A 25,547-nucleotide genomic window follows, 5' to 3' on the forward strand; every position below is an offset into this window, starting at 1 on the left:
GACGGCAGCGGGGTCTGCATCCCACTGGCTAAGCGCAGCGGTGTACTCAGCTAAGCCCAGCCGCAGTCATAAAAAGTCACGTTGCAATCATCCCGCCCGGCCAATCCCCCGCTATAGTTATTGCCTGTCACGTCCGTCATAACACCATGGAGATAACATGAGCCAACTTTTTTCTTCTGTCTCACTGGGCGAACTTACGCTGGATAACCGCATTGTGATTGCGCCGATGTGCCAGTACTCCGCTGATGCGGGCAATGCCACCGCCTGGCACCGGATCCATCTTGGTCAGCTCTCTTTTTCCGGCGCGGGTCTGATGATTATCGAAGCCACTGCCGTCGAGGACATTGGTCGCATCTCCCCCGGCGATTTGGGCTTATGGAATGATGATAATGAAGCCGCGCTGAAAACGGTGCTGGAAGATGTGCGCCGCTACTCCTCTATTCCGGTGGGTATTCAGCTGGGCCATGCGGGCCGCAAAGCGTCGTGCGCCGTGCCCTGGGAAGGCGGTAAGCAGATTGCGCCGGATGCCGGCGGCTGGCAGACCGTGGCGCCGTCAGCTGTGAGCTACAGCGAGGGTGAAGTGAAACCGCTGGCTATGAGCATTGACGATCTGCAGCGGGTAAAACAAGCCTTTGTCGACAGCGCCCATCGCGCGGTACGCCTGGGCATCGAGCTGATCGAAGTCCATGCCGCACACGGCTATCTGCTGCATCAGTTCCTGTCGCCGCTGTCGAATCAGCGTAGCGACGAATATGGCGGTTCGCTGGAAAACCGTATGCGCTTCCCGCTGGAGGTGTTCAAAGCCGTCCGTGAAGCCGTACCCGCGTCCGTGCCGGTAGGCGTGCGCATTTCCGCTACGGACTGGGTCGAAGGCGGCTGGGAAATTAAGCAGTCGATCGCTTTCTCACGTGAACTGGAAGCGCTGAACTGCGCTTATATCCACGTCTCAAGTGGGGGTCTGTCGGAAGATCAGAAAATCAGCGTCGGGCCAAACTATCAGGTGCCGTTTGCCCGCGATATTCGTGATGAGGTATCAATTCCGGTCATCGCAGTCGGATTAATCACGGAACCGCAGCAGGCAGAAGATCTACTGCAACAGGGCGAAGCTGACCTCGTGGCGCTTGCTCGCGGCATTCTCTACGATCCGCGCTGGCCGTGGCACGCTGCTGCGGCACTGGATGGTAAAGTTCAGGTTCCGCCGCAGTATCTGCGTTCTGAACCGCACGATGTTAAAGGCATTCTGACGCAGGATCAGTAAGCTTTACGGGCAGAACGCATAGACGGCGCTCTGCCCGCTTTCTTATAAAATGCCTTTGAGTCGCAGATGCTGCAGCAGCATGATGGTTTTAGCATCCACAATCTCACCCTGGTCAATCGCCTGCAACGCCTGGTCGAAACCGATCTCCAGCACCTCGATATCCTCACCCTCTTCCGCTATCCCGCCGCCTTCACCGCTGCGCTGCTGGTCGTCATACTCAGCAATAAAGAAGTAAAGCTTTTCCGTCACCGAACCGGGGCTCATAAAGGCTTCAAACACCTTCTCAACGCGGCTGACGCGAAAACCCGTCTCCTCTTCCGCTTCAGCAACAATGCGCGCTTCCGGCGAGGCGTTATCCAGCAGGCCCGCGGCCGCTTCAATCAGAAATCCATCATGCCCGTTGAGGAAAACCGGAAAGCGAAACTGCCGGGTCAGCACTACCGTGCGTTTGTCGCGGTTATAGAGCAGGATGACTGCGCCGTTGCCCCGGTCATACGCTTCACGGCTCTGCTCCTGCCACTGGCCATCACGGCGCAGCAGCGAAAAAGTATATTTCTTCAGGGTATACCAGTTATCTGACAGCAACTGCTCACTGATGATGCGCACACGGGATTGGTTCTGCTGCATGGTGCTCTCCAGGATAAGTAGACAGCCCACACGCTATCATGCAAAATCGTGCACATTCAAGAAAAAACACGCAAAGGAAAGAGATGCTATCCAGCCAGCGTAAACAGAAAATCCTTGCCCTGCTCGCTCAGGAAAAACAGGTGCAGTCGCGCGACCTCAGCCAGCGCTTCAACCTCTCTGAGGACTCTATCCGCCGTGACCTGCGTGAGCTGGCAGCGGAAGGTTTATTGCAGCGGGTGCATGGCGGTGCGCTGCCGGTTTCCGCTGCGCTGGGCAACTTTGAAACACGCAAAAGCGTGCAGGCTGCGTCAAAGCAGATCATTGCCCAAAAGGCGGTTTCGCTGATCCAGCCGGGACAGATCGTACTGATTGATGGCGGGACCACCAGCGCGGAACTGGTGCGACAGTTACCTGCAACGCTGAGCTTTACCGCCGTCACCCACAGTCCCAGCGTGGCGCTGGCATTAGCCGATCATCCACTGGTGGAGATCATACTGGTTGGCGGACAGCTCTATAAGCATTCAGTGGTGACCGTGGGCGCGGCGATGCTGGAGTCGATCAATCGCATTAATGCCGATCTCTTTTTTATGGGCGTTACCGGTGTGCATCCGGCTGCCGGACTGACTACCGGCAATTTCGAAGAGGCGACGGTGAAGCGTGCGCTGGCAGGACGTGCAGCAGAAACCGTAGTGCTGGCGTCAGCCGAAAAGCTGAATTCCGCCTCAGCCTTTGCCATTGGCGACTTGTCGCTGGCCAGCACGCTGGTTGTAGAAACGCAGCCGGACGACGCGCTGCAACAGGCGCTGAGCCAGCATAACGTGACAATCATCTGAGATCGTAGCAGGCCTGCAAAGCCAGATGCGGGCCGGTCAGTGGTCGTCGGGGCGCGGGAAACTTTTGGGCAACCGGCGTCATTGAGCTTTGCGCCAGGGCCACCGCAACGGCGCCCTGCTGATACGCCTGCTCTGCGGCTGCCGCGATCAGGGCAAAATAGCGTGTTGTCTCCCCCGCTTTAAACGCCGCCCATGCGTCCTCCACCAGCGCAACCTCTGTCTGGCTGCCGGGCTGGCAGAAAAGCGCCCGCGTCGCCGCCAGCGTTGATTCTGCCGCACAGAGCGCCACCCTCGGCCCCGTATGACGCCGCAATGCCGCCGCTAACATGCCGTCGGTGCGCATGACCCGATCCTGCACGGAGAAATCATCGGCAACCGGTCCCAGCGTGGAACAGGTAATCAGTACGGCATCAAACTGCGGCAGCATTGCTTTGATCAGTTGCGCGATACGGCAGCGTAACTCCGCCGTCATCCCGCCGCTGCGTTCCGCCTCGGCCAGCAGCGAAGGCATCACCAGGTGATTTAGCGGCGAGCTGTCACGCGTAAGTGCGCTGGCGGCATCATCAAAGATCGCGATATTGCTGGCAGCGGTGTGGAAGCAAAGAATATTCAGGGTGAGTTCCTTTTCTGATGGGTGCAGGGTCAGCGTGTGGGTTGCCACAAGCCATGCTGGATAACGACACGATAACCATCCTTGTCGATAAATGTCACGCCCTGCTGATCCCAGTAAGGATTAAAGGATGACACCCGCTGGAAGCCTGCGTCATCCATAGAAGTACAACGAAACAGCCAGTCTCGCTGGTGGGGAATGTAAAGCACCAGCAGATCGTCTTCCGTTGGCGCTGGCCGGACGGGATGGGTATGACAGAGTGTGAATTCGAGATGCCAGCCCAATCCCTCCGCGCCCAGCATCACACCACTAAAACCCTGATGATCGGTAAACTCACCGATTTCCTGCAACCCCAGCCCGTGGCAATAGATCTGACTGCTTTGTTTCAGATCAGTCACAGGTCGGGCAATACGCAAATGCTGAGTAGTCATGGTTCTCTCCCTGTTCAGTTCACTGGTATTTATCACACTCTTCAGCGCTTCCTGTGATCCTGGATGCTAACAACCGCCCGGGCAGTTCCATCAAACGACCGTATTTGCAAATGACGCAAAATCCGCTTATCGCTCACAGCGCTAAATGCATTCCCGCCGCAGTCATCTACACTTTCCCGGTATTCATATGGCAATGCCCAGTGCATCGCCCGGCTATAAAAGGAAGACAATATGACTGAACAAGCAACCCAGAACCATGCCTGGTTACTGGCTTCACGCCCTCACGGTGAGCCGACCAAAGAGAATTTCCGCCATGTGGCGCAGCCCATCCCGGAAATCAAAGAAGGCGAAGTGCTGCTGAAGACTATCTACCTCTCACTCGATCCCTACATGCGTGGCCGGATGGACGACGGTAAATCTTACGCCGCGCCGGCAGAGCTGGATCAGCCAATGGTCGGTGGCACTGTCTGTCAGGTCGTCGAATCGAAAAACAGCAACTTTAAAACCGGTGACTGGGTGCTGGCACAGAGTGGCTGGCAGGAATATGCCGTCTCCGATGGCAAAGAAATTGCGAAGCTGGGCAACGATCTGCCGCATCCGTCATGGGCGCTGGGCATTCTCGGAATGCCAGGCTTTACCGCCTATATGGGCCTGATGGATATCGGTCAGCCGAAAGCGGGTGAAACCCTGGTCGTCGCCGCGGCAACCGGTCCGGTAGGCGCAACAGTGGGTCAGTTAGGTAAGCAGAAAGGCTGTCGTGTCGTCGGTGTCGCGGGCGGAGAAGAGAAATGCCGTTACGCGGTCGATACGCTGGGCTTTGATGCCTGCCTCGATCACCACAGTGCCGACTTTGAAGAGCAGCTGAAAAACGCCTGCCCGGATGGCATCGATATCTATTTCGAAAATGTGGGTGGCAAAGTGTTTGATGCGGTATTCCCGCTGCTTAACACTGCCGCGCGTGTACCGGTCTGTGGCCTGGTCTCCGCTTACAGCCAGCGTGAACTGCCTGAAGGCCCGGACAGAACCTCACTGATCATGGCGGGCATTCTGAAGCGCCGTATCCGTATGCAGGGCTTTATCATCTTCCAGGATTACGGTGACCGTTATCCAGAGTTCCTGGAGGCGATGCGTCCTATGGTGGAGAGCAAAAAAATCCACTATCGCGAGCACATGATTGAAGGGTTAGAGAACGCACCACAGGCGTTTATCGATATGCTGAATGGCAAAAACTTCGGTAAAACCGTGGTGAACGTCGGCGCATAATGGTTAGCGTGCCACGTCACTGACGTGGCACGCTGCATTGAATGCAGTATCCCTATCCCCGCAGTATGACCTCTCTGGCCTCAGGCCCGCGCGTAACCCAAAGACTCTCCAGCAAATCAGGCACACCTGTCACTGACGACGTTTAGCAGTAAATGTATTCAGAAGGAAAAAAGTGAAGACGTGATATCGCACGAAAGTTAGCCTGGTGAGCGCGTAATAACGCTGAGCGCCAGGGCGGCGCTCAGCAGGTCATAATTACTTCAGACGGAACGCGACAACGCTGTCGCCCGCCGTGGTGCCAAGCGAGCCATGGCCGCCTGCGGCAATCACCACATACTGCTTACCATCTTTGCCCATAAAAGTTGATGGCGTGGCCTGTGCACCCGCGCTCAGTTCCGTCTGCCACAGCAGCTCACCGGTGGTGCTGTCGTAAGCACGGAAGAAGTTATCTGCCGTTGCGCCGTGGAACACCAGGTCACCCGCTGTCAGCAGCGGTCCGCCGTGCGCCACCATCCCCATCGGGAAACCGAGCGGGAAACGGCCAGGCAGGAAGCTGGTCTTGAGGTTTTTGGTGGTGCCAACGCGACGCAGCCATTCGGTTTTGCCGGTGGTCAGATCCACACCCACCATCCGTCCCCACGGTGGCGCGATGCAGGGAATACCCAGCCCCGATGCCATCTGCTGGATGTGGATAGCGTAGTCACCGTGGAAGTTCTCATTCCAGTAGGGTGTGCCATCTTTGGTGAAGGTACGCTGAGTTTCGGTTTCCGGCGTGCGCTTGATCAGGTTGTACTTGTAGGCCAGGCGCACCGGTGCCGCAATCAGCATCTGGCGCTGTGGATCAACCGCCACGGAACCCCAGTTAAACACTCCGATATTGCCCGGGAAGATCAGCGAGCCTTTCTCGGTTGGCGGCGTCCACGGGTTACCGTCATAACGCAGTTCACGGAAGGTCGTGCGGCAGGCCATCTGGTCAAACGGCGTAATGCCCCACATCGACTTCTCAGTCAGCGGCTGCGGAATGAAGTTCAGGCTGGAGACCGGCTGGGTCGCCGCGTACTGCTCTCCCTTAATGCCATCGGTAGAGACCTTAAACTGCTCTACCGGGTAAACCGGCTCACCGGTCAGGCGGTTCAGCACAAACAGGTTGCCGGTTTTGGTCGGCAGGATCACCGCCGGTTGCGGTTTGCCCTGATAGTTGATGTCTACCAGCGACGGCTGTGACGGGTTATCGCGATCCCACAGGTCGTGGTTCGAACTCTGATAACGCCATTTGAACGCACCGGTTTTCAAGTCCAGTGCCACCAGCGCATCACGGAATTTTTCGGTATTGCTGGCAGGATCGCGTTCAATGCCGATTTCATCCGGCGAGGCGTTACCAAATGGTACATAGACCAGGCCGTTTTTCAGGTCGGCGCTCAGCGTAGCCCAGGCGACCGGGGTATCCTGCGGATAGGTTGCGCCTGCGGCGACCGGTGCGGTGTTATCCGGAGTAGCCGGATCAAAGTTCCACACCAGACGACCCGTAACGGCATCATAGGCACGGATGACACCCGATGGGTTGCCGATGTTGAAGCCGTTATCCATCACAGAACCGCCAACAATCACCAGATTGCCTGCCACCAGTGGTGCAGCAGTCTGCATCAACGCATGCGGACGCACCTCGCCCATGTTGGCGCGCAGGTTTACCACGCCGTTGTCACCAAATTCAGCACAGGGCTTGCCGGTGTCGGCATCCAGCGCCAGCAGGCGGGCATCGGTGGTCGCATTGAAGATACGTTTGCGGCAGATAGCCGGGGATGCGCCTGTCTGCTGCTCCGCCTGCTGACCGGCATCGAAGTAGCTCACGCCACGGCAGGTCTGGTGCTGCTGCAGATAAGAGCGGTTTTTATCCGGCGCTGTTTTCCACTTCACCGCACCGGTTTCCGGGTCAAGAGCATGAACCTCGTTGTGCGGCGTACAGAGGTAGAGCATGCCGTTGGCTTTCAGCGGCGTCGCTTCAAAGGTGTACTCGGTTGCATCATCACCCTGACGCAGATCGCCGGTGTGATAGATCCAGGCCACTTCCAGATCTTTAACGTTATCTTTAGTGATCTGCTTCAGTGCCGAGAAGCGCTGGCCATCTGTGGTCCCGCCATAGGCGTTCCACTCTTCAGCAGCACCGCCGGTCGCGGAACTGTTACGTTGGGTATTGATGGTGCCCTGTTGCGGCAGCGGATCGTAGAAGCAGAGGCCAGTCACCAGCAGCACCATCAGCACCACGGAGCCGCCAAGGAAAGGATGGAAGCGACGCTGTCCCTGATAGAGAGGACGAACCACCCACGGCAGAGCCAGCCAGACACCCAGCACACCAAACAGGTCGCCGCGCGGGATCCACTGCCACTTATCGAAGCCCACTTCCCAGATCGTCCAGAACAGCGTTATCCACATCAGCAGCGCATACAGCGTCAGTACACTGCGTTTGTTCATCATCAGCAGAATCGCGCTGAGCAGAACGCCTACCCCCATCAACGCATAGAACGCGCTGCCTCCTGCAAGCAGAAGTTGTCCTCCCATGTAAATCAGGGCGATAGCAAATATCACCATGATTACACTGGTTATTTTATTTATCATGATCCATCCTCGGGTCATTAGCGGTCATCAGAAAATTAAGCTGGAAACATAAATTCAACGAGATATTAACTTACGTGAGAAATATGTAAAAACGTGTATAAGCGTAACCCATTAAAAATATTTATTAATAATGTCAACTGCAGGGGCGCTGAGACCGATTTATTTACTTTCCTAAGGGGCAAATACGCGATATTCATCACAAAAAATTAACGATAGGCCGTGAGTTATCGCACCTTTTGTTCAAAGGCGAATAATTAACAGACCGGCCGCGCTTCATGAACGCCAGCTTAAGTGTGACCAGACAGGGATAACGAGTGTCAAATAAGCATAATGGTTTATTCACTCAGTACTGCAATAACTCTTAATGCTAAAATCAGAAAACTTAGTGCGCAGCTGTTTTAAACCCTCCGGTTATCAGCGCTCATGGGGTTTCAATGACTTTCAGATTATTAATTCTGGCAACTGACTTTGCTCTGCCATTATTTTTTAGCGCTGCCTTCGGGAAGGAATAGATTAATAATGAAAGGGATTCTGGTGAATAAAACGTTTTAAGATATTCCGTAGCCCGACCCGACTTTTATCTGTGATATATATCGTCACTCTTATAAAAATTTATCCGGCCAGCAGGCGGGATTTTCACTGGCAGCAATAACCCAAGGCTAACTATGTCCGCACTTAACGCTATTTATCGTAAGTTTCGCTTCCCGTTTAAATTTATTAATGCGGCCATTCGCTATCCTGCCGCGCAGGCACGGGTTAAACGTTATTCCGTCATGTCGATAGAAGAAACTATCGATCTGCTATTACGTAAACCGCAATTATCACTGGCCCGTTACGGCGACGGCGAACTGGAGATGACCTGGTATAAAAACATTGGCTTTCAGCCATTTGACCCAAAACTGTCGGCAAGGCTCAAGGCGCTGCTGCAGCAGGCGCCTCAGGACAACCCGAACTGTCTGATTTGCCTGCCAGATGCTTTTCGCACCACCCGCAATATGAAAAATGGATCGGCCCTGTTCTGGTTCTTCCATAAATCATTTTACTTTAAACATTATGATGCTCTGCTGAATCATCAGTACCTGTATGGCAACACCTCCGTTACCCGCCCTTATCACGATTATAAAAGCAAACAATTATCCAGGACGATATTCGATAAATTTAAACAGCTCTACCAGGGTCGCCGGGTATTAATTGTTGAAGGCAGTGGCACACGTCTGGGATTAGGCAATAATTTACTGGAGGGGGCCAGTGAAATTAAACGCATTACGACGCTGAACCGTAATGCTTTTTCCGTTTATGATCGTCTCTTCGATACGGTATTAGCGAATGCAGTCAACTTTGACCTGGTCTTAATTTCTTTAGGCCCGACGGCAACCGTGCTGGCGTATGATTTAAGTCAGCGCGGAATTCGCTGTATTGATAGCGGCCATGTCGACATTGAATATGAGTGGATGCTGGCCAGTGCCACCAGCAAAGTAAAAGTGGCAGGAAAAAATGTTAATGAAGCGGGCGTACTGCTGAGTGAACAGACAACAGTCGCTGATGCGACATATCAGCGGCAGATTTTGCAGCACGTTGGCGAAACGCCACAGGATACAACCATGGCGGAAACGGAAGTGGTGGTTATCCCGCTGCCCCACGTCAGCAGCACCCATCATAACGCAGCCTGAGGTTCACCACCGACAGGCAATGACTGCACCGCATTGATGCGCAGGCGAATAATTAGCGGGATCATTTAACCCATTAAGCGCAGGCTCAGCAGCCCGCAGCCTCTGTCAGCCCGGGTTTTGCCGGATGAATCTCTTTTCCGGCATTAATCTTGCTTCGGCTCTCCTGAGACATTTAATCAGGAGACGTGAGATGACATCCAGCCGTTACCGTTACACCATATTTTCACTGCTGTTCCTGATCGCCCTGATCAACTACATCGATCGCGGCGCCCTGTCATTTGCGGCCAACGCCATTGCGGCGGAGTACCACTTCAGCAAAGTCCAGCTCGGCGCGGTGCTGGGTTACTTTGGCTTCGGTTATCTGTTTGGTTCGCTGTGTGGCGGCTTCCTTGCCGACCGGATCGGCACGAAGAAAGTCTGGCTGCTGGCTGGTGTGCTCTGGTCGTTGCTGGAGATCGCCACCGCCTGGGCCGGTGAACTGGGCATGGCGCTGTTTGGCGGCTCCGCCATTATGGGCTTTGCGGCCCTGCGCATCCTGTTTGGTTTTTCTGAAGGCCCGGCCTATGCGCTGATGAACAAGGCGATTGCCCACTGGGCACCCGACAATGAGCGTGGCTTCGCGCTGGGCATCGGCCTGCTCTCAACCCAGGTCGGCGCGCTGCTGACCGCCCCGATCGCGGTTGGCCTGCTGCTGCTGACCCATGACTGGCGCATGATGTTTATCCTGCTCGGTGTGTTCTCCCTGCTGGCGATGGCGCTGTTTGCCCGCACCTTCAGCGACAGCCCGGAAAAGAGCCCTCACACCAATGCCGCTGAACGCACACTGATCCAGCGCGCTCAGCGCCGCAGCGCAGGCGACAGCGTCTCCCTGCCGTGGTGGCGCTTCTTTACCAGCCGCACGCTGGTCTGCAACGCGCTGGGCTACTTCTCATTTCTCTACATCACCTTTACCCTGGTGACCTGGATGCCGAAGTATCTGCAGGATAATTTCCATTATGACCTGCACTCGCTGTGGTACGTGGCGATGATCCCCTGGAGTGGCGCCTGCATCACCGTGCTGCTGGGCGGCCGTATTGCCGATGCCCTGCTGGCCCGCTTCGGCAACCTGCGGCTGGCGCGCAATCTGTTTGCGGCGGTTACGCTGTGTGGCACCGCCTGCTGCTTTATGGCGATCCCCTACGTGCAGTCGGCTGCCGGGATTATCGCACTGATGACGCTGGGCAATGCGCTGAATGCGCTGGTGAATAATGTCTACTGGTCGGTAGTGATTGATGTCACCCCGAAAGCGTCGGTCGGCACCTACAGCGGCATAACGCTGGCTATAGCCAACCTGGCGGCAATTATCTCTCCGATGCTCTGCGGCTGGCTGGCGGAATATTACGGTTACAACGCGATGTTTACCGTCACTGCATTCATCGCCTTCGGTAGCATGCTGGCGATGACGCTGCTGCAGCCAGAAAAGCCGCTGGTGGCCGAAGCGCAGACTGGCGCGGCAGATGTTTCAGCGGCGTAATCTCAGGAAGGGAGGTTCCCTGCCATGAAGGATTGCGGCTTAGCCTGACACCCTGCCGATCACACATTCAGCCCGGAACAAAAGCCGCCTTTCATGGCGGCTTTTACCTTTTCACATAGCGGTATAGATTGACTGTTCAGGTCTGCCACGACGATCCCAGCGGCTGGCGAATAGCCATAACAGCGCCGTCGCAAACCAGCCGATGATCCACGAGACATCATTGCCGGCAAAAATCCAGGTCAGCGAGCCATGGTGCAGCGGATTATCAATAAACGGCAGTTGCACCACCACCCCCAGGAAATAGACGGTGATACCGGCCAGATTCCAGCGTCCATAGCGTCCATCCGGCTGAGACAGTGCCGGGACATCGACCCTGCCTTTGGTGATCAGATAGAAATCGGTCAGGCTGATCGCGCTCCAGGGCACAAAGAAAGCCAGCAGGAAGAGCAGGAAGTGGGTGAAGGATTTCAGGAAGGCCGGTTCACTGAGCAGAGCAATGACGCAGGCCAGCGCCACCATCAGCACCACAAACAGAATGCGTGCGCCCCGACTCAGCGTGGTTTGCTGCCGAAAGCCAGACACGATGGTCGTCAGTGACATAAAACTGCCGTACGCATTCAGCGTGGTAAAGGTGATTTTCCCAAAGCAAATCGCGAAATAAATCACCATCGCCATGGTCGCCGTGCTGCCCATGCTCACGATGTAACCCACCTCATTACCTGCAAACGCACTACCGGCAATAGCCGCGACGATCACCCCCAGCGTCATTGAAGCCTGGGTGCCAAGCACGGTGCCGAAAAAAACCGCGCTGAACAGTTTCTTTGCAGAGACATCAGCCGGCAGATAGCGCGAATAGTCCGAGACGTAGGGACAGAAGGCAATCTGCCATGATGAAGAAAGGGAAACCGCCAGCAGGAAATTCGCCACGGTAAAGTGCTGATTCTGCCAAACGGCGGATAAATCATGCGCTGAGAACAGCGTGATGAAAAGATAAACAAAGGCTAAAACGCCGATAACGCTCGCCACTTTCCCCAGTTGATGGATGACACGATAGCCCAGCACCGCAATGATCACGATGAGGATGCTGAACAGGATCATCCCCGCTGAATTGCTGACATGGATAAGTTTAGCCAGCGCCTGTCCCGCTAACACTGTCCCGCTGGCTGAAAACCCCACATACATCATGCAGACCAGCACCAGCGGAATAACGGCACCAAACACGCCAAACTGCATACGGCTGGTGATCATCTGCGGTAAACCCAGGCGCGGTCCCTGGATCGCATGCAAAGACATGATCGCTGCACCCAGAATCTGACCCACCAGTAAGCCAATGAGCGACCATACAACGTCGCCACCCAGCACCACGGCCAGCGCACCCGTGACAATGGCCGTGATCTGCAGGTTGCCCCCAAACCAGAGCGTAAACTGGCTAAAGGGATGGCCATGGCGTTCGCGCAACGGGATGTAATCAATGGAACGGGTTTCTGACAGGCGCTGTTTCTCTGCGCCTGAATAGTCTGCTGCAGATGTTTTGACCGACATAGATTCCTCGCTGAAACAGTGAGAGACGCGTTAACTGAAAAGGTGAAGTTCCCGATTCATGGTTGAAGATACATGTCTATACAATCAGCGAGAATGTCATGCGCATCGACAAGTTACAAGGCAACCTGTCATTGGAAAATGTGATGATATCGACAGGCTGACAATGATGATTGGGATCGCGTGGAATGTCAGGCCTGCCAGATTCAGAGAGTGCAGAGGCGTAAATTCTCTGACAATTAGCCTTCCGCGACTACCCGCTGGCGATAACAGTCTGCCGGGCCCAGTTTTTGCCCCGTTGAGGAACAGACCTCCAGGCGCGGCAGCGGCTTGCCTTCTGCATTATCCAGCAACACCGAGTGCGTCTCGCCCTTCTCAAACAGATAGCGCTCGCCCCACTGGCGCATAGCCACTACCACCGGAAACAGCGCACGGCCTCTCTCAGTCAGGACATATTCGTTGTAGGCGCTGCCATCGGAAACTGGCGCAATCTCAAATACCCCCATCTCCACCAGTTGCTTCAGGCGCGACGCCAGGATATTTTTTGCCAGCCCCAGATTGCGCTGAAACTCACTGAACCGGCGGACGTCATCAAAGGCTTCACGCACGATCATCATGCACCAGCGTTCCCCAATTGATTCCAGGGTTCTGGCAACCGGACACTCACTGGTTCTCAGGGATTCCTGCTTAGCCATGTTTTCTCTCACTTTGCCTGTCTGATGAAGCCAGCTTAGCCAGCCGGAAAAGAAGTTGCAAAAAAAAACCTCTGCTGATAATTATGTTGCAACCCGGTTTCAAATAAAAACCACTTAGGCGCTGTTATGACCATAACGACTGGCAAGACTTGTCCGTCTGAATCAGATTTGCCGCCCGCTGCGACGCTGATGCTTACGCCCCGGATGATCTTTTTGTTCTCACTGACCTCTGCGCTGGCGGTCGCCAATGTTTACTCGGCGCAGCCATTGCTGGAATCGATAGCCGCCAGCCTGAATGTTTCCCCTGGCACCATTGGCACAGTGGTGACGGCTACGCAGGTCGGTTACGCCATCGGGCTGATCGTTCTGGTGCCGCTGGGCGACTGCGTGAATCGCAAAAAACTGGTGGTTATCCAGCTACTGCTTTCCGTGCTGGCATTAACCGCCGCGGCTTTCGCGCCCGATCTGATGACGCTGCTGGGCGCGATGCTGCTGGTGGGGTTGATGGCGGTGGTCACACAGCTGATGGTGGCCTGGGCCGCCATGCTGGCATCGCCAGAACAGCGCGGGCGGGTGGTCGGCAGCGTGACCAGCGGCATCGTGATCGGCATTCTGCTGGCGCGCTTTATTTCGGGGATGATTGCCGATCTGGCGGGCTGGCGGATGGTCTTTCTGACGGCCGCCTGCCTGTTACTGCTGATCTCGCTGGTACTCGTAAAAGTGCTGCCCGCCTCAACCGGCCAGACGCAGCGCACCGCTTACCCGCTGCTGTTACTGTCAGTTTTGCGGCTATTCCGTTCAGAACCCCAGCTGCGCAAACGTGGCATCCTGGCGCTGCTGATTTTCGCAGCCTTCAGTATGCTCTGGTCCTCAATGGTGCTGCCGCTGACCGCCCTGTCACTGTCACACACTCAGACCGGGATGTTCGGACTGGCGGGCCTGGCCGGTGCGCTGGCGGCCACCAGAGCAGGCACCTGGGCTGACCGGGGATGGGGCCAGCGTGCCACCAGCTTAGCCCTGGTGCTGCTGACCCTCTCCTGGCTGCCGATAGCCGCGCTTCAAAGTTCGCTACTGCTGCTGGTTTTCGGGGTGATCCTGCTCGATTTTGCTGTTCAGACAGTGCACGTGATTAATCAGAGCCTGCTCGTCACTGTCCGCCTCGAAGCGGCCAGTCGTCTGGTCGGTGCGTACATGTGCTTTTACTCGCTGGGCAGTGCGCTGGGGGCCATCGTGGCGACTCAGCTTTACGCTCACTGGGGATGGCAGGCTGTCTGTTATGCCGGGGCAGCCGTCAGCGCCTCAGCCTTTCTTTGCTGGTATGGAGCACGTCAATCATGAAATTATCGCATCTGCTACTCGCCGTGCTGATCACCGCCATCTGGGGCGTAAACTTTTCCGTTATCAAACTCGGGCTGCATGCGGTCGATCCCTTTATCCTGGCGGGCATCCGCTTTACGCTCTGCGCCCTGCCCGCGCTGTTCTTTATCCGGAAACCGGACGTGCCGTGGCGCTACCTGATCAGCTACGGGCTGGTCTTCGGAATCGGTCTGTGGGGACTGGTGAATCTGGGGATTAAAACCGGGCTGTCGGCGGGCATCGCCTCGCTGCTGCTGCAGTTCAGCGCCTTTTTCACCCTGCTGCTGGGTGGCTGGGTATTCAGAGAGCGTCTCAGCCGCTATCAGGTCGCCGGATGTCTGCTGGCCTGCGCCGGTCTGCTGAGCATTTTCTTTATTACCGATGGCTCGGTGACGTTCTCCGGCATGCTGCTGGTGCTGGCAGGCGCGATCGCCTGGAGCATTGCTAACATCATCAACAAAAAAGCGGCGACCCGGCAGGTGTTTGCGTTTCTGGTCTGGTCGAGCGCCTTTGCACCCATCCCGCTCTTCCTGCTGGACGGGCTGGTCAATGGCAGCACGGGCTATCATGCGCTGTTCACGCAGCTGGATATGAAAGCGGTGTTATCGATACTGTTTCAGGTCTATCCCAACACCCTGCTGGGTTACTGGGTGTGGAACTGGCTGCTGAAACAGTATCCGGTCTCCACGGTGGCGCCGCTGTCGCTGCTGGTGCCGGTGTTCGGCATTCTGGGCTCAGTGGCGATATTTGGCGAAAAGGTTTCAGCTCAGAAAATCGTCGCGCTGATGCTGATCGTCACCGGGCTGGCGGTGGGACTTTATGGGCAGCGGATCGTGCGCTTTATCGGCGTCCGAACCGGCTGACGTTGAGATAATTATTCCCCGTGCCGCTGGCAGAACGCGTCGATGTCGCCGTGCTGAAAGTCGGGCAGATTCGCGAGCAGTTTCTCCAGTGGCCAGTTCCACCAGGCAATGCGCTGCAGGCGGGCGGCAATCGCAGGCGTAAACCGGACCCGCAATGGCCGGGCCGGAACACCGCCCACCACGCTGTAGGGCGCAACGTTTTTGGTTACGACTGCGCCCGCGGCCAGCACCGCACCATCGCCAATAGTCACGCCGGGCAGCACAATCACGCCGTGCCCGATCCAGACATCATTGCCTATCACCACCCGGTCGGCACGACGGGCAGCAAAGAAGCCCTGATCGCGCCGCGCGTCGGGATGGTAATACTCCGGACAGTAGGTAAAGCGATGCTGCGAAGCGCGGTCCATCGGATGATTCGGCGCACCAATCCGCACCTGATTGGCAATGGCGCAGAAACGTCCCACCTGGGTGTCGGCCAGACAGCAGTGCTCACCCACATAGGAGAAGTCACCCAGCTCGCTGTATTCCAGCACGCTGTGCGCCAGAATCTCGCACTGCTGACCTACGGTGGTTTCCCGCATGCGTACACTGTCATCAATCCAGGTATGGGCTAATCGGGCGGGCATAACGGCGGCAATGGACATATTACTCCCTGTCAGGATAAGCAGCACCCCGGCGGCGTGCTTTTGCCGCACCACCTTACCCGCCTTTAATGACAGAGAATTGACACAGAAAAAAGGCGGAGTGGTTAGCTCCGCCTTGTTTCAAGTTCCGGTTAACCTGCGTGACCGGTCAGTTGCATAAGGGCAACGATGATCTGCAAGATGACCCGGATAAGATCCAGAATCAGCTTAGTCAGTTCCATCACTTTCCTTCTCCTTTTTCAGGAGCGCGCTATTCGGCAACCAGGGCTTTGACTCTACCCGCCGGGTGCCTGAGCACATCTTTGTGGAGAGGGCTGAGCGGCACTCATGGTTAAAGCCACAGGCCAGCACCACCTGATGCCTGCCGGGATTTTTAAAACCGTGCCCCTGGGAGCGGCCAGTCGACAATGAGGCGATGCTCAACACTCAACACATGTATAAACATACAGTATTTTGGCGAAACTTGAAATCCTTAGCCGCACATTTTACAATCTTGTTTGTGGAGAGTGCTGAGCACCTCGTTCGCAGCGCGGTTACCAGCCGGGTAGCGAACAAAAAAATAAAGGATTTGGCGCGATGCCAAATCCTTTTTTTTATGCCTGTTTTACGGCGATAACCCAATCCGCGCAGAATTTACTTCGCGGCGCTGATACGCCAGACGGTATTCCCTGCGTCGTCAGCGATCAGTACGCCGCCCTGTTTATCGCTGGCGAGACCGACCGGCAAACCACGCACCTGCTTTTCATCGTCCGTCAGGAAGCCCGAAACCACCGTCTGCGGCTGCCCCACCGGCTTGCCATTCTCAAATTTCACCCACACCACTTTGTAGCCATTCAGCGGCGTCCGGTTCCAGCTGCCATGCTCGCTGATAAACGCACCGCCACGGTACTGCGGCATATTATCACCACCGTAGAACAGCAGGCCCAGCGGCGCGACATGCGAACTCAGGGCGTAATCGGGCTTGATCGCCTTCTCAACCAGGTCGGGACGCTGCGGTTCGGCACGGGTATCGACATGCTGACCAAAGTAGCTATAGGGCCAGCCGTAAAAACCTTTATCCTGTACCGAGGTCAGGTAGTCCGGCACCAGATCGGAGCCGATTTCATCACGCTCGTTGACGATAGCCCACAGCTTGCCGCTCTGCGGTTCCCACTGCAGGCCGGTCGGATTGCGCAGACCGCTGGCGTAAATACGGCTGGCACCGCTGGCCGCATCCACTTCCAGTACCGCTGCCCGGCGATACTCTGCGCCAATGCCGTTTTCGGTGACGTTACTGTTGGAGCCAACGCCCACATAGAGCTTGCTGCCATCGGGGCTGGCTAACAGTGCTTTGGTCCAGTGGTGGTTAATCGGTCCGCCCGGCAGCTCCGTTACCTCTTCAGGAGCAGTACGGATCTCCGTGTCACCTTCGCGATAGGGGAACTTCACCAGGCTGTCAGCATTCGCGACGTAGAGCGTGTTGCCAATCAGCTGGATACCAAACGGCGAGTGCAGATTTTCGATAAATCGATGCTGCTCCCATTTGCCATTGACGTTGCGCAGCAGCGTAATACGGTTGCCGCCTGCGCCGCCCTTGCCTGACGCTTTCTGGACGATGCCCATGATCAGCTGTTTAGGTCGGGTGGTCGGTTTTGGCGGGCCATTGGATTCCGCGACCAGCACATCATTGTTTGGCAGCACGTAAACCTGACGCGGATGCTGCAGATTCTCAGCAATCTTCTCAATCTTCAGGCCATCAGCCACTTTTGGCATTTCACCGGCTTTCCAGGGCGTGCCTTCCGGCACCTGCATCGGCGGCATAAAGAAATTCTGCGCCTGCGGCAGTTCGGGATTGGGTCCGATCTGCTTTTGCGGATCGACCAGCGCACCATCATCACAGCCTGCCAGGAAAGTGGTCAGGGTCAGCGCGAGCAGCGTTTTATGCGGTATGTTCATGGTGGCTCCTCCTTAAGCGCTACGCTGACGTAACGCAAGTTGCACATTCGCCAGCAGCAGCAGCGCTACCACCAGCGTCGAGAGCGTTACGCCCAGCGGGATCACTGCGGCGGCATCACGGCTGTGAATAAACGCATTGACGATAGCGATGATGATGGCCACCAGCCAGAGCCAGAAATGGCCCTTTTCCGCGCTGTCACTGCCGCGAAACAGATAAACCAGTGCAATGAGACGTGGCACGATCGCCAGTATCAGTCCCAGCGCAATCAGCCAGCCTGCGGCATCCGTCCAGAACTGCACAAAGGTCTGCATGTAGAGAATGTCAAACAGCCAGGCCGCCACAAAAAAGCCCAGCGGCACCGGCTCCAGCAGAGCATACAGCGTCACGGCAAACGCCGATCTTCCCAGGGTATTGCGCATGTTTCTCTCCATTTTTAACGTGAATGCGGACCAGTTCAGATGTCGCGCTGCTCAGAGCAACCGACCCCGCGCCTGTAAAAGATTAGTAAATCTGAAGAGAAACAGAGGGTTTATTCGGAGGGAATTGTAAATCAGGCGGATGACGTCCCTGTCATCGCCGGTCAGTCAGGGCTTATCCGCGGGTAAGGTGACCCAGTAGCCTGGCTGGTAAGGCAGCGGGAGGAACTTCTCGTGGAACGCGCGGAAGGTGGCATCCGGATCGACATCGGCAAACAGATCGGGATGCAGCCATTTCGCCAGCGCCTGAATCGCCACAAACTGATACGGGCTGTCGTAGAACTGATGCCAGATGGCGTGGACGTTGCCGTTATGCGCCACCGGCAGGGTTTTAAAGGCATCACGCATCATCAGTGCCTTAAGACGCGCCGTCGCTTCGGTGACATTTGCACCCGGACCGACGCCGACCCATTTGCCCACGGTGTTGTAGTTCTTCCAGTTTGCGCCGGTCACCACCACCACATCCGGCTGGCTGGCGATAATCTGCTCCGGGTTAATCGTGCCGAAGGTGCCAGGGATCAGGTCTTTCGCGATGTTGCGGCCGCCTGCGATCTCCACCATCTGACCAAAGTTCTCATTGCCGAACGACATGCAGCATTCGTCACTATAGCCGCCTGCGCGGTCGATCATCACTTTCGGACGATAGCCGGTGAAGTTCTTCAGCCGCGAGGTGACAAGGTCAATCTGCTGCTGGCGGAAGGTGATGATCTCCTGCGCGCGTTCCGGTTTGTTCACCAGTTCGCCCATGATGCGGATACTTTTCTCAGCGTTAACCATCGGCGCTTCACGGAAATCGATAAACACCACCGGCACACCCACGGCCTGCAGTTTTTCAATCAGCTTGCCTTCATCGGTCGCCGCTTTCGACTCCAGATTCATCAGCACCAGATCGGGCTTCAGGGTTAGCGCCTGCTCGACGTTAAAGGTGCCATCTTTCGCGCCGCCGAAGGTCGGTAATTTTTTAATTTCCGGATAACGCTTCTCATAGGCCTGATAACCGTCCCAGTCCGCCTTATGAAGGTCATCACGCCAGCCAATCACCCGCGTGAACGGGGCGTCGGTATCAAATGCGGCCAGCAGATAGATCTGACGGCCCTCACCCAGAATGATGCGCTTTGCCTCCTGCGGCACCTCGACCTGACGGCCTGCGACATCAGTAATCATTTTGGCCGAAGCCGTCCCTGCCAGCGTGAGCAGCCCCAGCGCTAAAAACCATTTTTTCATTATGAAAACCCGCACAAATGATAATGAGAATTATTAATGTAAAGCGGCGTTACTATCACCTAAAACGGCGTTCAGGGGAAGTCATGCGGTTAAATGTTTTTTGCGGCGAGGTTAATGGGTTAAGTGACCATTAACAGCAAACTTAATCAGGGAAAAAGCGCAGCGTGTTGCTGCTCACAAAACGGACAGCTTTCGTGAATATGCTCACAACACCCTGGGCGGCTGCACACATATTAGCCGTTAATCGTATCGATTTGGCCAGTGCGTTAATGAATTGTGAGCGCTAGATTGAAAATGAAACGCCGTTTTAATAACTCACCAGGACAGCGAACCACAGGAGCGTAACCGTGAAAATCAGCGCCATAGATGTCACCCTTTTTACCTATCCCACCCGGCGTGTTGCCGACAGCGCCGGCCACTCCCATCCCGGCCTGGAAAATGATGCGCAGATGGCGCTGTTGACCCTGACCAGCGAGGATGGCGATTGCGGCTACGCCTTTGCGCCGCCGGAAGTGGTGCGGGCGCATGTGGTTAATGCCTTTTTTCGCAAGGTGCTGATCGGTCAGAACGCCTTTGACCGCGAGCGTATGTGGCAGGATCTGGTGCACTGGCAGCGCGGCAGCGCCCACCAGCTTACCGAGCGTGCCCTCTCCGCTGTTGAGCAGGCGCTGTGGGACCTGATTGGGCGCAGGCTGAAACAGCCGGTGCATAAACTGCTGGGCGGCTATCGCGAGAAGATCCCGGCTTACGGCAGCACCATGTGCGGCGACGAGCTGAGCGGCGGTTTATCGACGCCGGATGAGTATGCACAGTTCGCGGAAAAGCTGGTGGCACGCGGCTATCAGGCGATCAAGCTGCACACCTGGATGCCGCCGGTCGCCTTTGCGCCCAGCCCGGCCATGGACATCAAAGCCTGCGCAGCGGTGCGTGAAGCGGTTGGCCCGGATATCGCACTGATGCTGGATGGCTACCACTGGTACAGCCGCAGTGACGCGCTGACCATCGGCAAGGCGCTGGAGAAGCTTAACTTCACCTGGTTCGAGGAGCCGATGGAGGAAGAGAGCATGGCCTCTTACGCCTGGCTGGCAGACAACCTCTCAATCGACGTGCTCGGCCCGGAGAGCCTGGGCGGTAAACATCACAGCCGCGCCGACTGGGTCCGTGCCGGTGCCTGCGACATTCTGCGTGCCGGGGCCAATGGCGTAGGCGGCATCTCCGCCACGATGAAAGTAGCCAGTCTGGCGGAAGCTTTCGGCATGGATTGCGAAGTCCACGGCAACGGCGCAGCCAGCCTGGCGGTGGTCGGAGCTATTCGTAACTGCCGCTGGTATGAGCGCGGCCTGCTGCATCCCTTCCTGGATTATGAAACGCCGCCTGCGTATCTCAACAGCCTGATTGATCCAATGGACGATCGGGGCTTTGTCACCCTGCCCACCCGCAGCGGGCTGGGAGAGGATATCAACTTCAGCTGGATTGAAACCCACACGCTGAACCGCTGGTAATGAAGTACGGCAAACAATAATAACCCCGTTGCCGCACAGCCCTGATGACGCGGTAAACGGGAAAAACCTCTGACCTGCTGGACTTTACCTATGACCCTGACACAACGATGTGGCGCGTGGCTGATCACGCTGCTGATGCTCACGAGCGCGTCAATCCAGGCAAAGACCCCGGATGACCAGCTGATCGTTGGCATGAATATGAACAACCTGCTCACCCTGGATCCGGCCGCGATGACCGGCAACGAGGTGGTCGGTATTGTGGTGAATCTCTATGACGGCCTGGTGGAGCTGAATCCGCAGCAGCTCACCGAGGTGCGCCCGGCGCTGGCGGAACACTGGTCAGTCAGTCCGGATAACCGCACCCTGACCTTCCACCTGCGCAACAACGTCAGGTTTCACTCCGGTAATCCGCTCACCAGTGCTGATGCGGTCTGGTCGATGCGGCGGGTGCTGCATCTGAATCTGGCGCAGGCGTCGGTGTGGAAGTCCTACGGTTTCAGCCGCGACAATGTGGACCAGATGATCACCGCACCCGACGACCGCACGCTGGTGATCACCCTGCCTAAACCCAACGATCCGCAACTGGTGATCTACTCGCTGGCGGCGCTGGGCAGTATGGTGGTGCTGGACCGCAAAACGGTACAACAACATGAAATCGATGGTGACTGGGGCAACCGCTGGCTTACCACGCATGAAGCGGGTTCCGGCCCGTTCCGGCTGGATGTCTGGCAGGCAAAAGATGTGCTGCGCATGAGTCGCTCGGCAGACTACTGGCGCGGTGAGGCGAAGATGTCGCGGGTGGTCTTCCGCCACCTGCAGGAGTCGCAAACCCTGCGGCTGATGATGGAGAAAGGCGATCTCGATATCGCCAGCAATATGGCGATCCCCGATGTGCGCGCCCTGCGTCACGATCCCGACCTCACCATTGATGCCGTCAGAAAAGGGACAATCTACTACCTGGCGATGAGCATGAACGATCCGCGCTTTGACAATATTAAGGTGCGTAAGGCGGTCCGCTATCTGGTCGATTATCAGGGCATCAATAAAAGCCTGATGACCGGCTATGGCGAACTGCACCAGCGCCCGATACAGTCGGGGATGCCCGCCACGCTGCCCGATCCCGGTTACCGGCTCGATGTGCCGCGCGCCCGTGCGCTGCTGGCTGAAGCGGGTTATCCGGAGGGCTTTGACACCACGCTGCGGGTGCTTGCCGATCAGCCGTTCCTGAATATCGCCATCGCCATTCAGTCAACGCTGCTGCAGGGCGGCATCCGGGCAAAAATCATTACCGGCACCGGCAACCAGATTTATGGCGCGATGCGCGATCGCCAGTTCAGCCTGCTGGTCGGACGCGGCGGCAGCGGCGTCGAGCCGCACCCCCACTCCAGCCTGCGTGCGCTGGTCTACAACCCGAACAATGCCGACAGTGCCCGGCTGACCAATTTCCAGGGCTGGCGTACCGGTTTCTACGACGCGCAGCTCAACCGCATGATCGATCAGGCGCTGGTGGAACGCGACAAAACCCGCCAGCAGCAGGCCTATTTCGCCATCCAGCAACGCTACGACCAGCTGGTGCCTGCGCTGATGCCGATTTCACAAATGCTTGACTCCGTGGTGGTCAGTAACCGGGTACAGGCGTATCAGCCCCATCCTTCTGCGACCACCTTCCTGCGTGACGTCTGGAAAACGCCTGACAGCCTGGCGGGAGGCACACCATGATGATGACCCTGACACGAAATCAGTGCCGCCGCATCAGCCATCGCGCGGTTCAGGTACTCATCACGCTGTTCGGCCTGTTGCTGCTGACCTTTTTTATTGGCCGGGTAATGCCGCTGGATCCGGTGCTGGCGATAGTCGGCCCGGATGCCGATCAGGCCACTTATCAGCAGGTCTACCACCAGCTTGGCTTTGATAAACCGCTGTGGGTGCAGTTTGGCCTCTATCTTAATGCCCTGCTGCATGGTGACCTGGGCCACGCGCTGCTCACCGGCCAGCCGGTAGTGCATGACATGCTGCGCGTCTTTCCCGCCACGGTAGAGCTGGCCACACTGGCAATTGTCATTGGCGCAGGGCTGGGCGTACCGCTGGGTGTGCTGGCGGCGGCGCGGCGTAACAGCGTCATCGACTATGTGGTGCGGATGCTCAGCCTGGCCGGTTACTCCACGCCGATCTTCTGGGTTGGCATGATGGGCCTGCTGCTGTTCTATGCCCATCTCGGCTGGGTCGGCGGTGCTGGCCGGGTGGACTTCAGCCTTGATGGCATCGTGCCACGTCGCACCGGCTTTATGCTGATCGACGCCCTGCTGGCGGGCAACGGTCAGGTGTTCCGGAATGCGCTGATTCATCTGGTGCTGCCCGCCTCGCTGCTCGGCTTTCACTCCATGGCCTACATCAGCCGGATGACGCGCAGCTTTATGCTGGCGCAGCTGTCACAGGAGTTCATTCTGACCGCGCGGGTCAAAGGCCTGACCGAGTGGCAGGTGATCTGGCAGCACGCGTTTCGCAATATCCTGGTTCAGCTGCTGACCGTGGTGGCGCTGGCCTATGGCTCGCTGCTGGAGGGCGCCGTGCTGATTGAAACTGTCTTCTCCTGGCCCGGTTTTGGCTCCTATCTCACGGGCAGTCTGATGCTGGGCGATATGAATGCGGTGATGGGCTGCGTGCTGGTGGTCGGCCTGATCTTTGTGCTGCTTAACCTGATCGCCGATCTGCTCTATCAGGTGTTCGATCCGAGGACCAAAGTATGACGATCTCTTTTGACACCCCTTCTGCCGGTCACACCCGCGAGCGGCTGGCGCGCTGCCGGCGATTCGCTGCCCGCTGCGGCACTTTCCTGTGGCGCATGGCCTGTAATCCCCTGACCGCCATCGGCGGCGGCATTGTGTTGCTGCTCTGCATCGTGGCGCTGTTTGCGCCCTGGATCGCACCCTATCACCCGCTGATTCAGGATCTGGACAACGCCCTGACGCCGCCCGGTGCAGCCCACTGGTTCGGCACCGATGAGTTTGGCCGGGATATCTTCAGCCGTCTGGTGTGGGGCGCGCGCATTACGCTCTACATCGTGCTGCTGGTGTCGATCACCGTCGGACCGCTGGGCCTGCTGCTGGGCGTTACCGCGGGTTACTTTGGCGGCAAAGTCGATGGGGTGCTGATGCGCGTCACCGATATCTTCATCTCCTTTCCCAGCCTGGTACTGGCGCTGGCGTTTGTTGCCGCGCTGGGGCCGGGTCTTGAGCATGTGGTGATTGCCATTACCCTCACCGCCTGGCCACCGATTGCCCGTCTGGCGCGTGCCGAAACGCTGTCGCTGCGCCAGGCGGACTTTATCTCAGCGGTGCGATTACAGGGCGCGTCGCCGCTGCGGGTGCTGTGGAAGCATATTATTCCGCTCTGCCTGCCGTCGGTGATTATCCGTATCACCATGAATATGGCGGGCATTATCCTTACCGCCGCCGGGCTGGGTTTTCTCGGACTGGGTGCACAGCCGCCGGATCCGGAATGGGGCGCGATGATCGCCAGCGGCCGTACCTACATGCTGGAGTGCTGGTGGGTGGTTACCGTGCCCGGTCTGGCGATCCTGATTAACAGCCTGGCATTTAACTTCTTAGGAGATGGCCTACGTGACCTGCTCGATCCCCGCAGTGAGTAACGCCCTGCCGTTGCTCGACGTGCGCGATTTGCACGTGAACTTTGTTAACGGACGCCAGATCACCCCGGCGGTGCGCGGCGTCTCCTTTCAGCTCGGTCAGGAGAAGCTGGCGATTGTCGGCGAATCCGGCTCCGGTAAATCGACCGTGGGCCGCGCCCTGCTGCAGCTGCATCCGGCCAGGGCGCGCATCGAGGCGAGCCGGATGCAGTTTGGTGATATCGACCTGCTGCACGCCAGCCCGGCGCAGATGCGCGCCATTCGCGGCAAACGCATTTCCATGATTATGCAGGACCCGAAATATTCCCTGAACCCGGTGATTCGGGTGGGCGAGCAGATCGCCGAAGCCTGGCGCAGTCATCATCGCGGCCAGAAAGCAGCGGCGCGTCAGCGGACGCTGGCGATGCTGGAGGAGGTGCAGATCCGCGATCCTGAACGGGTTTATCAGCTCTATCCGCATGAAATTTCTGGCGGTCAGGGGCAGCGCGTGATGATCGCTATGATGCTGATTACCGAGCCGGAACTGGTGATTGCCGATGAGCCGACTTCTGCGCTGGATGTCTCGGTTCGCCTGCAGGTGCTGGCGCTGCTGGACGATCTGGTGAAGGCGCGCGGGCTGGGACTGATTTTTATCAGCCACGATATCAGCCTGGTACGCAGCTTCTGCGATCGGGTGCTGGTGATGTACGCCGGACGCGTGGTGGAGTCGCTGGCCGCCAGCGAGCTTGACCACGCGCAGCATCCCTATACCCAGGGATTGCTGGCGGCACTGCCCGACCTTGATCACCGTCGTACACGCCTGCCGGTATTACAACGTCATGCCAGCTGGTTGACGAATTAAGGAGTTC

The 25,547-nt window shown here is 57.1% G+C and carries 22 protein-coding genes; 12 read left to right on the forward strand and 10 right to left on the reverse strand.

What is annotated here, in order from left to right:
* The first annotated feature begins 157 nt into the window (after positions 1-157).
* Positions 158-1,258, forward strand: coding sequence for an NADH:flavin oxidoreductase/NADH oxidase (locus IV493_RS08740; protein ID WP_195858095.1), 1,101 nt, complete (start codon positions 158-160; stop codon positions 1,256-1,258).
* 42 nt (positions 1,259-1,300) lie between these two features.
* Here the strand turns inward: IV493_RS08740 and IV493_RS08745 are convergent, their stop codons facing one another.
* Positions 1,301-1,885 (reverse strand): NUDIX domain-containing protein, encoded by a 585-nt coding sequence (locus tag IV493_RS08745; protein ID WP_033783097.1) that lies wholly within the window; start codon positions 1,883-1,885, stop codon positions 1,301-1,303.
* Positions 1,886-1,968: 83 nt separating this feature from the next.
* On the opposite strand from IV493_RS08745, the gene IV493_RS08750 reads away from it, so the two are divergent.
* Entirely contained in the window at positions 1,969-2,718 is a 750-nt protein-coding gene (locus IV493_RS08750) for a DeoR/GlpR family DNA-binding transcription regulator (RefSeq protein ID WP_195858096.1), read from the forward strand.
* Here IV493_RS08750 and IV493_RS08755 read toward each other — a convergent pair.
* Together IV493_RS08755 and IV493_RS08760 are read right to left on the reverse strand one after the other, a co-directional pair.
* Positions 2,711-3,379, reverse strand: coding sequence for a glutamate racemase (locus IV493_RS08755; protein ID WP_230299998.1), 669 nt, complete (start codon positions 3,377-3,379; stop codon positions 2,711-2,713). The genes IV493_RS08750 and IV493_RS08755 overlap by 8 nt on opposite strands.
* Positions 3,361-3,759 carry a VOC family protein gene (locus IV493_RS08760; protein ID WP_195858097.1) on the reverse strand — a complete coding sequence of 133 codons (399 nt, stop codon included), beginning with the start codon at positions 3,757-3,759 and terminating at the stop codon, positions 3,361-3,363. The genes IV493_RS08755 and IV493_RS08760 overlap by 19 nt, the downstream gene beginning before the upstream one ends.
* A gap of 231 nt (positions 3,760-3,990) precedes the next feature.
* Between IV493_RS08760 and IV493_RS08765 the strand changes: the two genes are divergently transcribed.
* The gene (locus tag IV493_RS08765) at positions 3,991-5,022 is read left to right on the forward strand and encodes an NADP-dependent oxidoreductase (protein ID WP_033783094.1); all 1,032 of its coding nucleotides are present in this window, start codon (positions 3,991-3,993) and stop codon (positions 5,020-5,022) included.
* Positions 5,023-5,277: 255 nt separating this feature from the next.
* Here IV493_RS08765 and IV493_RS08770 read toward each other — a convergent pair whose 3' ends face one another.
* Positions 5,278-7,635, reverse strand: coding sequence for a membrane-bound PQQ-dependent dehydrogenase, glucose/quinate/shikimate family (locus IV493_RS08770; RefSeq protein ID WP_195858098.1), 2,358 nt, complete (start codon positions 7,633-7,635; stop codon positions 5,278-5,280).
* Positions 7,636-8,300: 665 nt separating this feature from the next.
* Between IV493_RS08770 and IV493_RS08775 the strand changes: the two genes are divergently transcribed.
* Both IV493_RS08775 and IV493_RS08780 read left to right on the forward strand, forming a co-directional pair.
* On the forward strand, positions 8,301-9,305 hold the full coding sequence (locus IV493_RS08775) for a GT-D fold domain-containing glycosyltransferase (protein WP_195858099.1): 1,005 nt from the start codon (positions 8,301-8,303) through the stop codon (positions 9,303-9,305).
* Positions 9,306-9,495: 190 nt separating this feature from the next.
* A complete protein-coding gene (locus IV493_RS08780) occupies positions 9,496-10,818 on the forward strand; it encodes an MFS transporter (RefSeq protein ID WP_195858100.1) in 1,323 nt (440 codons plus the stop codon).
* A 111-nt stretch (positions 10,819-10,929) separates the two neighbouring features.
* On the opposite strand, the gene IV493_RS08785 is transcribed toward IV493_RS08780, so the two are convergent.
* Entirely contained in the window at positions 10,930-12,360 is a 1,431-nt protein-coding gene (locus IV493_RS08785) for a cytosine permease (protein ID WP_013357854.1), read from the reverse strand.
* Positions 12,361-12,596: 236 nt separating this feature from the next.
* Entirely contained in the window at positions 12,597-13,052 is a 456-nt protein-coding gene (locus tag IV493_RS08790; RefSeq protein ID WP_013357853.1) for a helix-turn-helix domain-containing protein, read from the reverse strand.
* 189 nt (positions 13,053-13,241) lie between these two features.
* Between IV493_RS08790 and IV493_RS08795 the strand changes: the two genes are divergently transcribed.
* Both IV493_RS08795 and IV493_RS08800 read left to right on the forward strand, forming a co-directional pair.
* The gene (locus IV493_RS08795) at positions 13,242-14,390 is read left to right on the forward strand and encodes an MFS transporter (RefSeq protein ID WP_230300006.1); all 1,149 of its coding nucleotides are present in this window, start codon (positions 13,242-13,244) and stop codon (positions 14,388-14,390) included.
* Positions 14,387-15,271: an EamA family transporter gene (locus tag IV493_RS08800; RefSeq protein ID WP_013357851.1), complete on the forward strand. Its 885-nt coding sequence runs from the start codon at positions 14,387-14,389 to the stop codon at positions 15,269-15,271. Before IV493_RS08795 ends, IV493_RS08800 begins: the two co-directional genes overlap by 4 nt.
* A gap of 11 nt (positions 15,272-15,282) precedes the next feature.
* Here the strand turns inward: IV493_RS08800 and IV493_RS08805 are convergent, their stop codons facing one another.
* From IV493_RS08805 to IV493_RS08820, 4 genes are all read right to left on the reverse strand, one after another.
* Positions 15,283-15,915, reverse strand: coding sequence for a DapH/DapD/GlmU-related protein (locus IV493_RS08805; protein ID WP_095707211.1), 633 nt, complete (start codon positions 15,913-15,915; stop codon positions 15,283-15,285).
* 633 nt (positions 15,916-16,548) lie between these two features.
* A complete protein-coding gene (locus IV493_RS08810; RefSeq protein WP_033783080.1) occupies positions 16,549-17,850 on the reverse strand; it encodes a sorbosone dehydrogenase family protein in 1,302 nt (433 codons plus the stop codon).
* A gap of 12 nt (positions 17,851-17,862) precedes the next feature.
* On the reverse strand, positions 17,863-18,270 hold the full coding sequence (locus IV493_RS08815) for a DUF2231 domain-containing protein (protein WP_013357848.1): 408 nt from the start codon (positions 18,268-18,270) through the stop codon (positions 17,863-17,865).
* A 165-nt stretch (positions 18,271-18,435) separates the two neighbouring features.
* Positions 18,436-19,551: an ABC transporter substrate-binding protein gene (locus IV493_RS08820; protein ID WP_147789236.1), complete on the reverse strand. Its 1,116-nt coding sequence runs from the start codon at positions 19,549-19,551 to the stop codon at positions 18,436-18,438.
* Between the two features lie 347 nt (positions 19,552-19,898).
* Here IV493_RS08820 and IV493_RS08825 point away from each other — a divergent pair, with 347 nt between their 5' ends.
* From IV493_RS08825 to IV493_RS08845, 5 genes are all read left to right on the forward strand, one after another.
* Complete coding sequence (locus IV493_RS08825) at positions 19,899-21,053, forward strand: mandelate racemase family protein (RefSeq protein ID WP_147789237.1); 1,155 nt, start codon at positions 19,899-19,901, stop codon at positions 21,051-21,053.
* 90 nt (positions 21,054-21,143) lie between these two features.
* The gene (locus tag IV493_RS08830; protein WP_195858102.1) at positions 21,144-22,772 is read left to right on the forward strand and encodes an ABC transporter substrate-binding protein; all 1,629 of its coding nucleotides are present in this window, start codon (positions 21,144-21,146) and stop codon (positions 22,770-22,772) included.
* The gene (locus IV493_RS08835) at positions 22,769-23,800 is read left to right on the forward strand and encodes an ABC transporter permease (RefSeq protein ID WP_195858103.1); all 1,032 of its coding nucleotides are present in this window, start codon (positions 22,769-22,771) and stop codon (positions 23,798-23,800) included. The genes IV493_RS08830 and IV493_RS08835 overlap by 4 nt, the downstream gene beginning before the upstream one ends.
* The gene (locus IV493_RS08840; protein WP_013357843.1) at positions 23,797-24,702 is read left to right on the forward strand and encodes an ABC transporter permease; all 906 of its coding nucleotides are present in this window, start codon (positions 23,797-23,799) and stop codon (positions 24,700-24,702) included. The genes IV493_RS08835 and IV493_RS08840 overlap by 4 nt, the downstream gene beginning before the upstream one ends.
* Positions 24,674-25,540 (forward strand): ABC transporter ATP-binding protein, encoded by an 867-nt coding sequence (locus IV493_RS08845; protein ID WP_033784580.1) that lies wholly within the window; start codon positions 24,674-24,676, stop codon positions 25,538-25,540. The genes IV493_RS08840 and IV493_RS08845 overlap by 29 nt, the downstream gene beginning before the upstream one ends.
* Positions 25,541-25,547 lie beyond the last annotated feature (7 nt).

This window comes from Pantoea sp. SM3640, assembly GCF_015654165.1.
Classification (GTDB): Bacteria; Pseudomonadota; Gammaproteobacteria; order Enterobacterales; family Enterobacteriaceae; genus Pantoea; species Pantoea vagans.

Coding starts and splice junctions, on each gene's coding strand:
- IV493_RS08740 (WP_195858095.1), top strand. CDS start 158: ATGAGCCAACTTTTTTCTTCTGTCTCACTGGGCGAACTTACGCTGGAT.
- IV493_RS08745 (WP_033783097.1), bottom strand. CDS start 1,885: ATGCAGCAGAACCAATCCCGTGTGCGCATCATCAGTGAGCAGTTGCTG.
- IV493_RS08750 (WP_195858096.1), top strand. CDS start 1,969: ATGCTATCCAGCCAGCGTAAACAGAAAATCCTTGCCCTGCTCGCTCAG.
- IV493_RS08760 (WP_195858097.1), bottom strand. CDS start 3,759: ATGACTACTCAGCATTTGCGTATTGCCCGACCTGTGACTGATCTGAAA.
- IV493_RS08765 (WP_033783094.1), top strand. CDS start 3,991: ATGACTGAACAAGCAACCCAGAACCATGCCTGGTTACTGGCTTCACGC.
- IV493_RS08770 (WP_195858098.1), bottom strand. CDS start 7,635: ATGATAAATAAAATAACCAGTGTAATCATGGTGATATTTGCTATCGCC.
- IV493_RS08775 (WP_195858099.1), top strand. CDS start 8,301: ATGTCCGCACTTAACGCTATTTATCGTAAGTTTCGCTTCCCGTTTAAA.
- IV493_RS08780 (WP_195858100.1), top strand. CDS start 9,496: ATGACATCCAGCCGTTACCGTTACACCATATTTTCACTGCTGTTCCTG.
- IV493_RS08785 (WP_013357854.1), bottom strand. CDS start 12,360: ATGTCGGTCAAAACATCTGCAGCAGACTATTCAGGCGCAGAGAAACAG.
- IV493_RS08790 (WP_013357853.1), bottom strand. CDS start 13,052: ATGGCTAAGCAGGAATCCCTGAGAACCAGTGAGTGTCCGGTTGCCAGA.
- IV493_RS08795 (WP_230300006.1), top strand. CDS start 13,242: ATGCTTACGCCCCGGATGATCTTTTTGTTCTCACTGACCTCTGCGCTG.
- IV493_RS08800 (WP_013357851.1), top strand. CDS start 14,387: ATGAAATTATCGCATCTGCTACTCGCCGTGCTGATCACCGCCATCTGG.
- IV493_RS08805 (WP_095707211.1), bottom strand. CDS start 15,915: ATGTCCATTGCCGCCGTTATGCCCGCCCGATTAGCCCATACCTGGATT.
- IV493_RS08810 (WP_033783080.1), bottom strand. CDS start 17,850: ATGAACATACCGCATAAAACGCTGCTCGCGCTGACCCTGACCACTTTC.
- IV493_RS08815 (WP_013357848.1), bottom strand. CDS start 18,270: ATGCGCAATACCCTGGGAAGATCGGCGTTTGCCGTGACGCTGTATGCT.
- IV493_RS08820 (WP_147789236.1), bottom strand. CDS start 19,551: ATGAAAAAATGGTTTTTAGCGCTGGGGCTGCTCACGCTGGCAGGGACG.
- IV493_RS08830 (WP_195858102.1), top strand. CDS start 21,144: ATGACCCTGACACAACGATGTGGCGCGTGGCTGATCACGCTGCTGATG.
- IV493_RS08835 (WP_195858103.1), top strand. CDS start 22,769: ATGATGATGACCCTGACACGAAATCAGTGCCGCCGCATCAGCCATCGC.
- IV493_RS08840 (WP_013357843.1), top strand. CDS start 23,797: ATGACGATCTCTTTTGACACCCCTTCTGCCGGTCACACCCGCGAGCGG.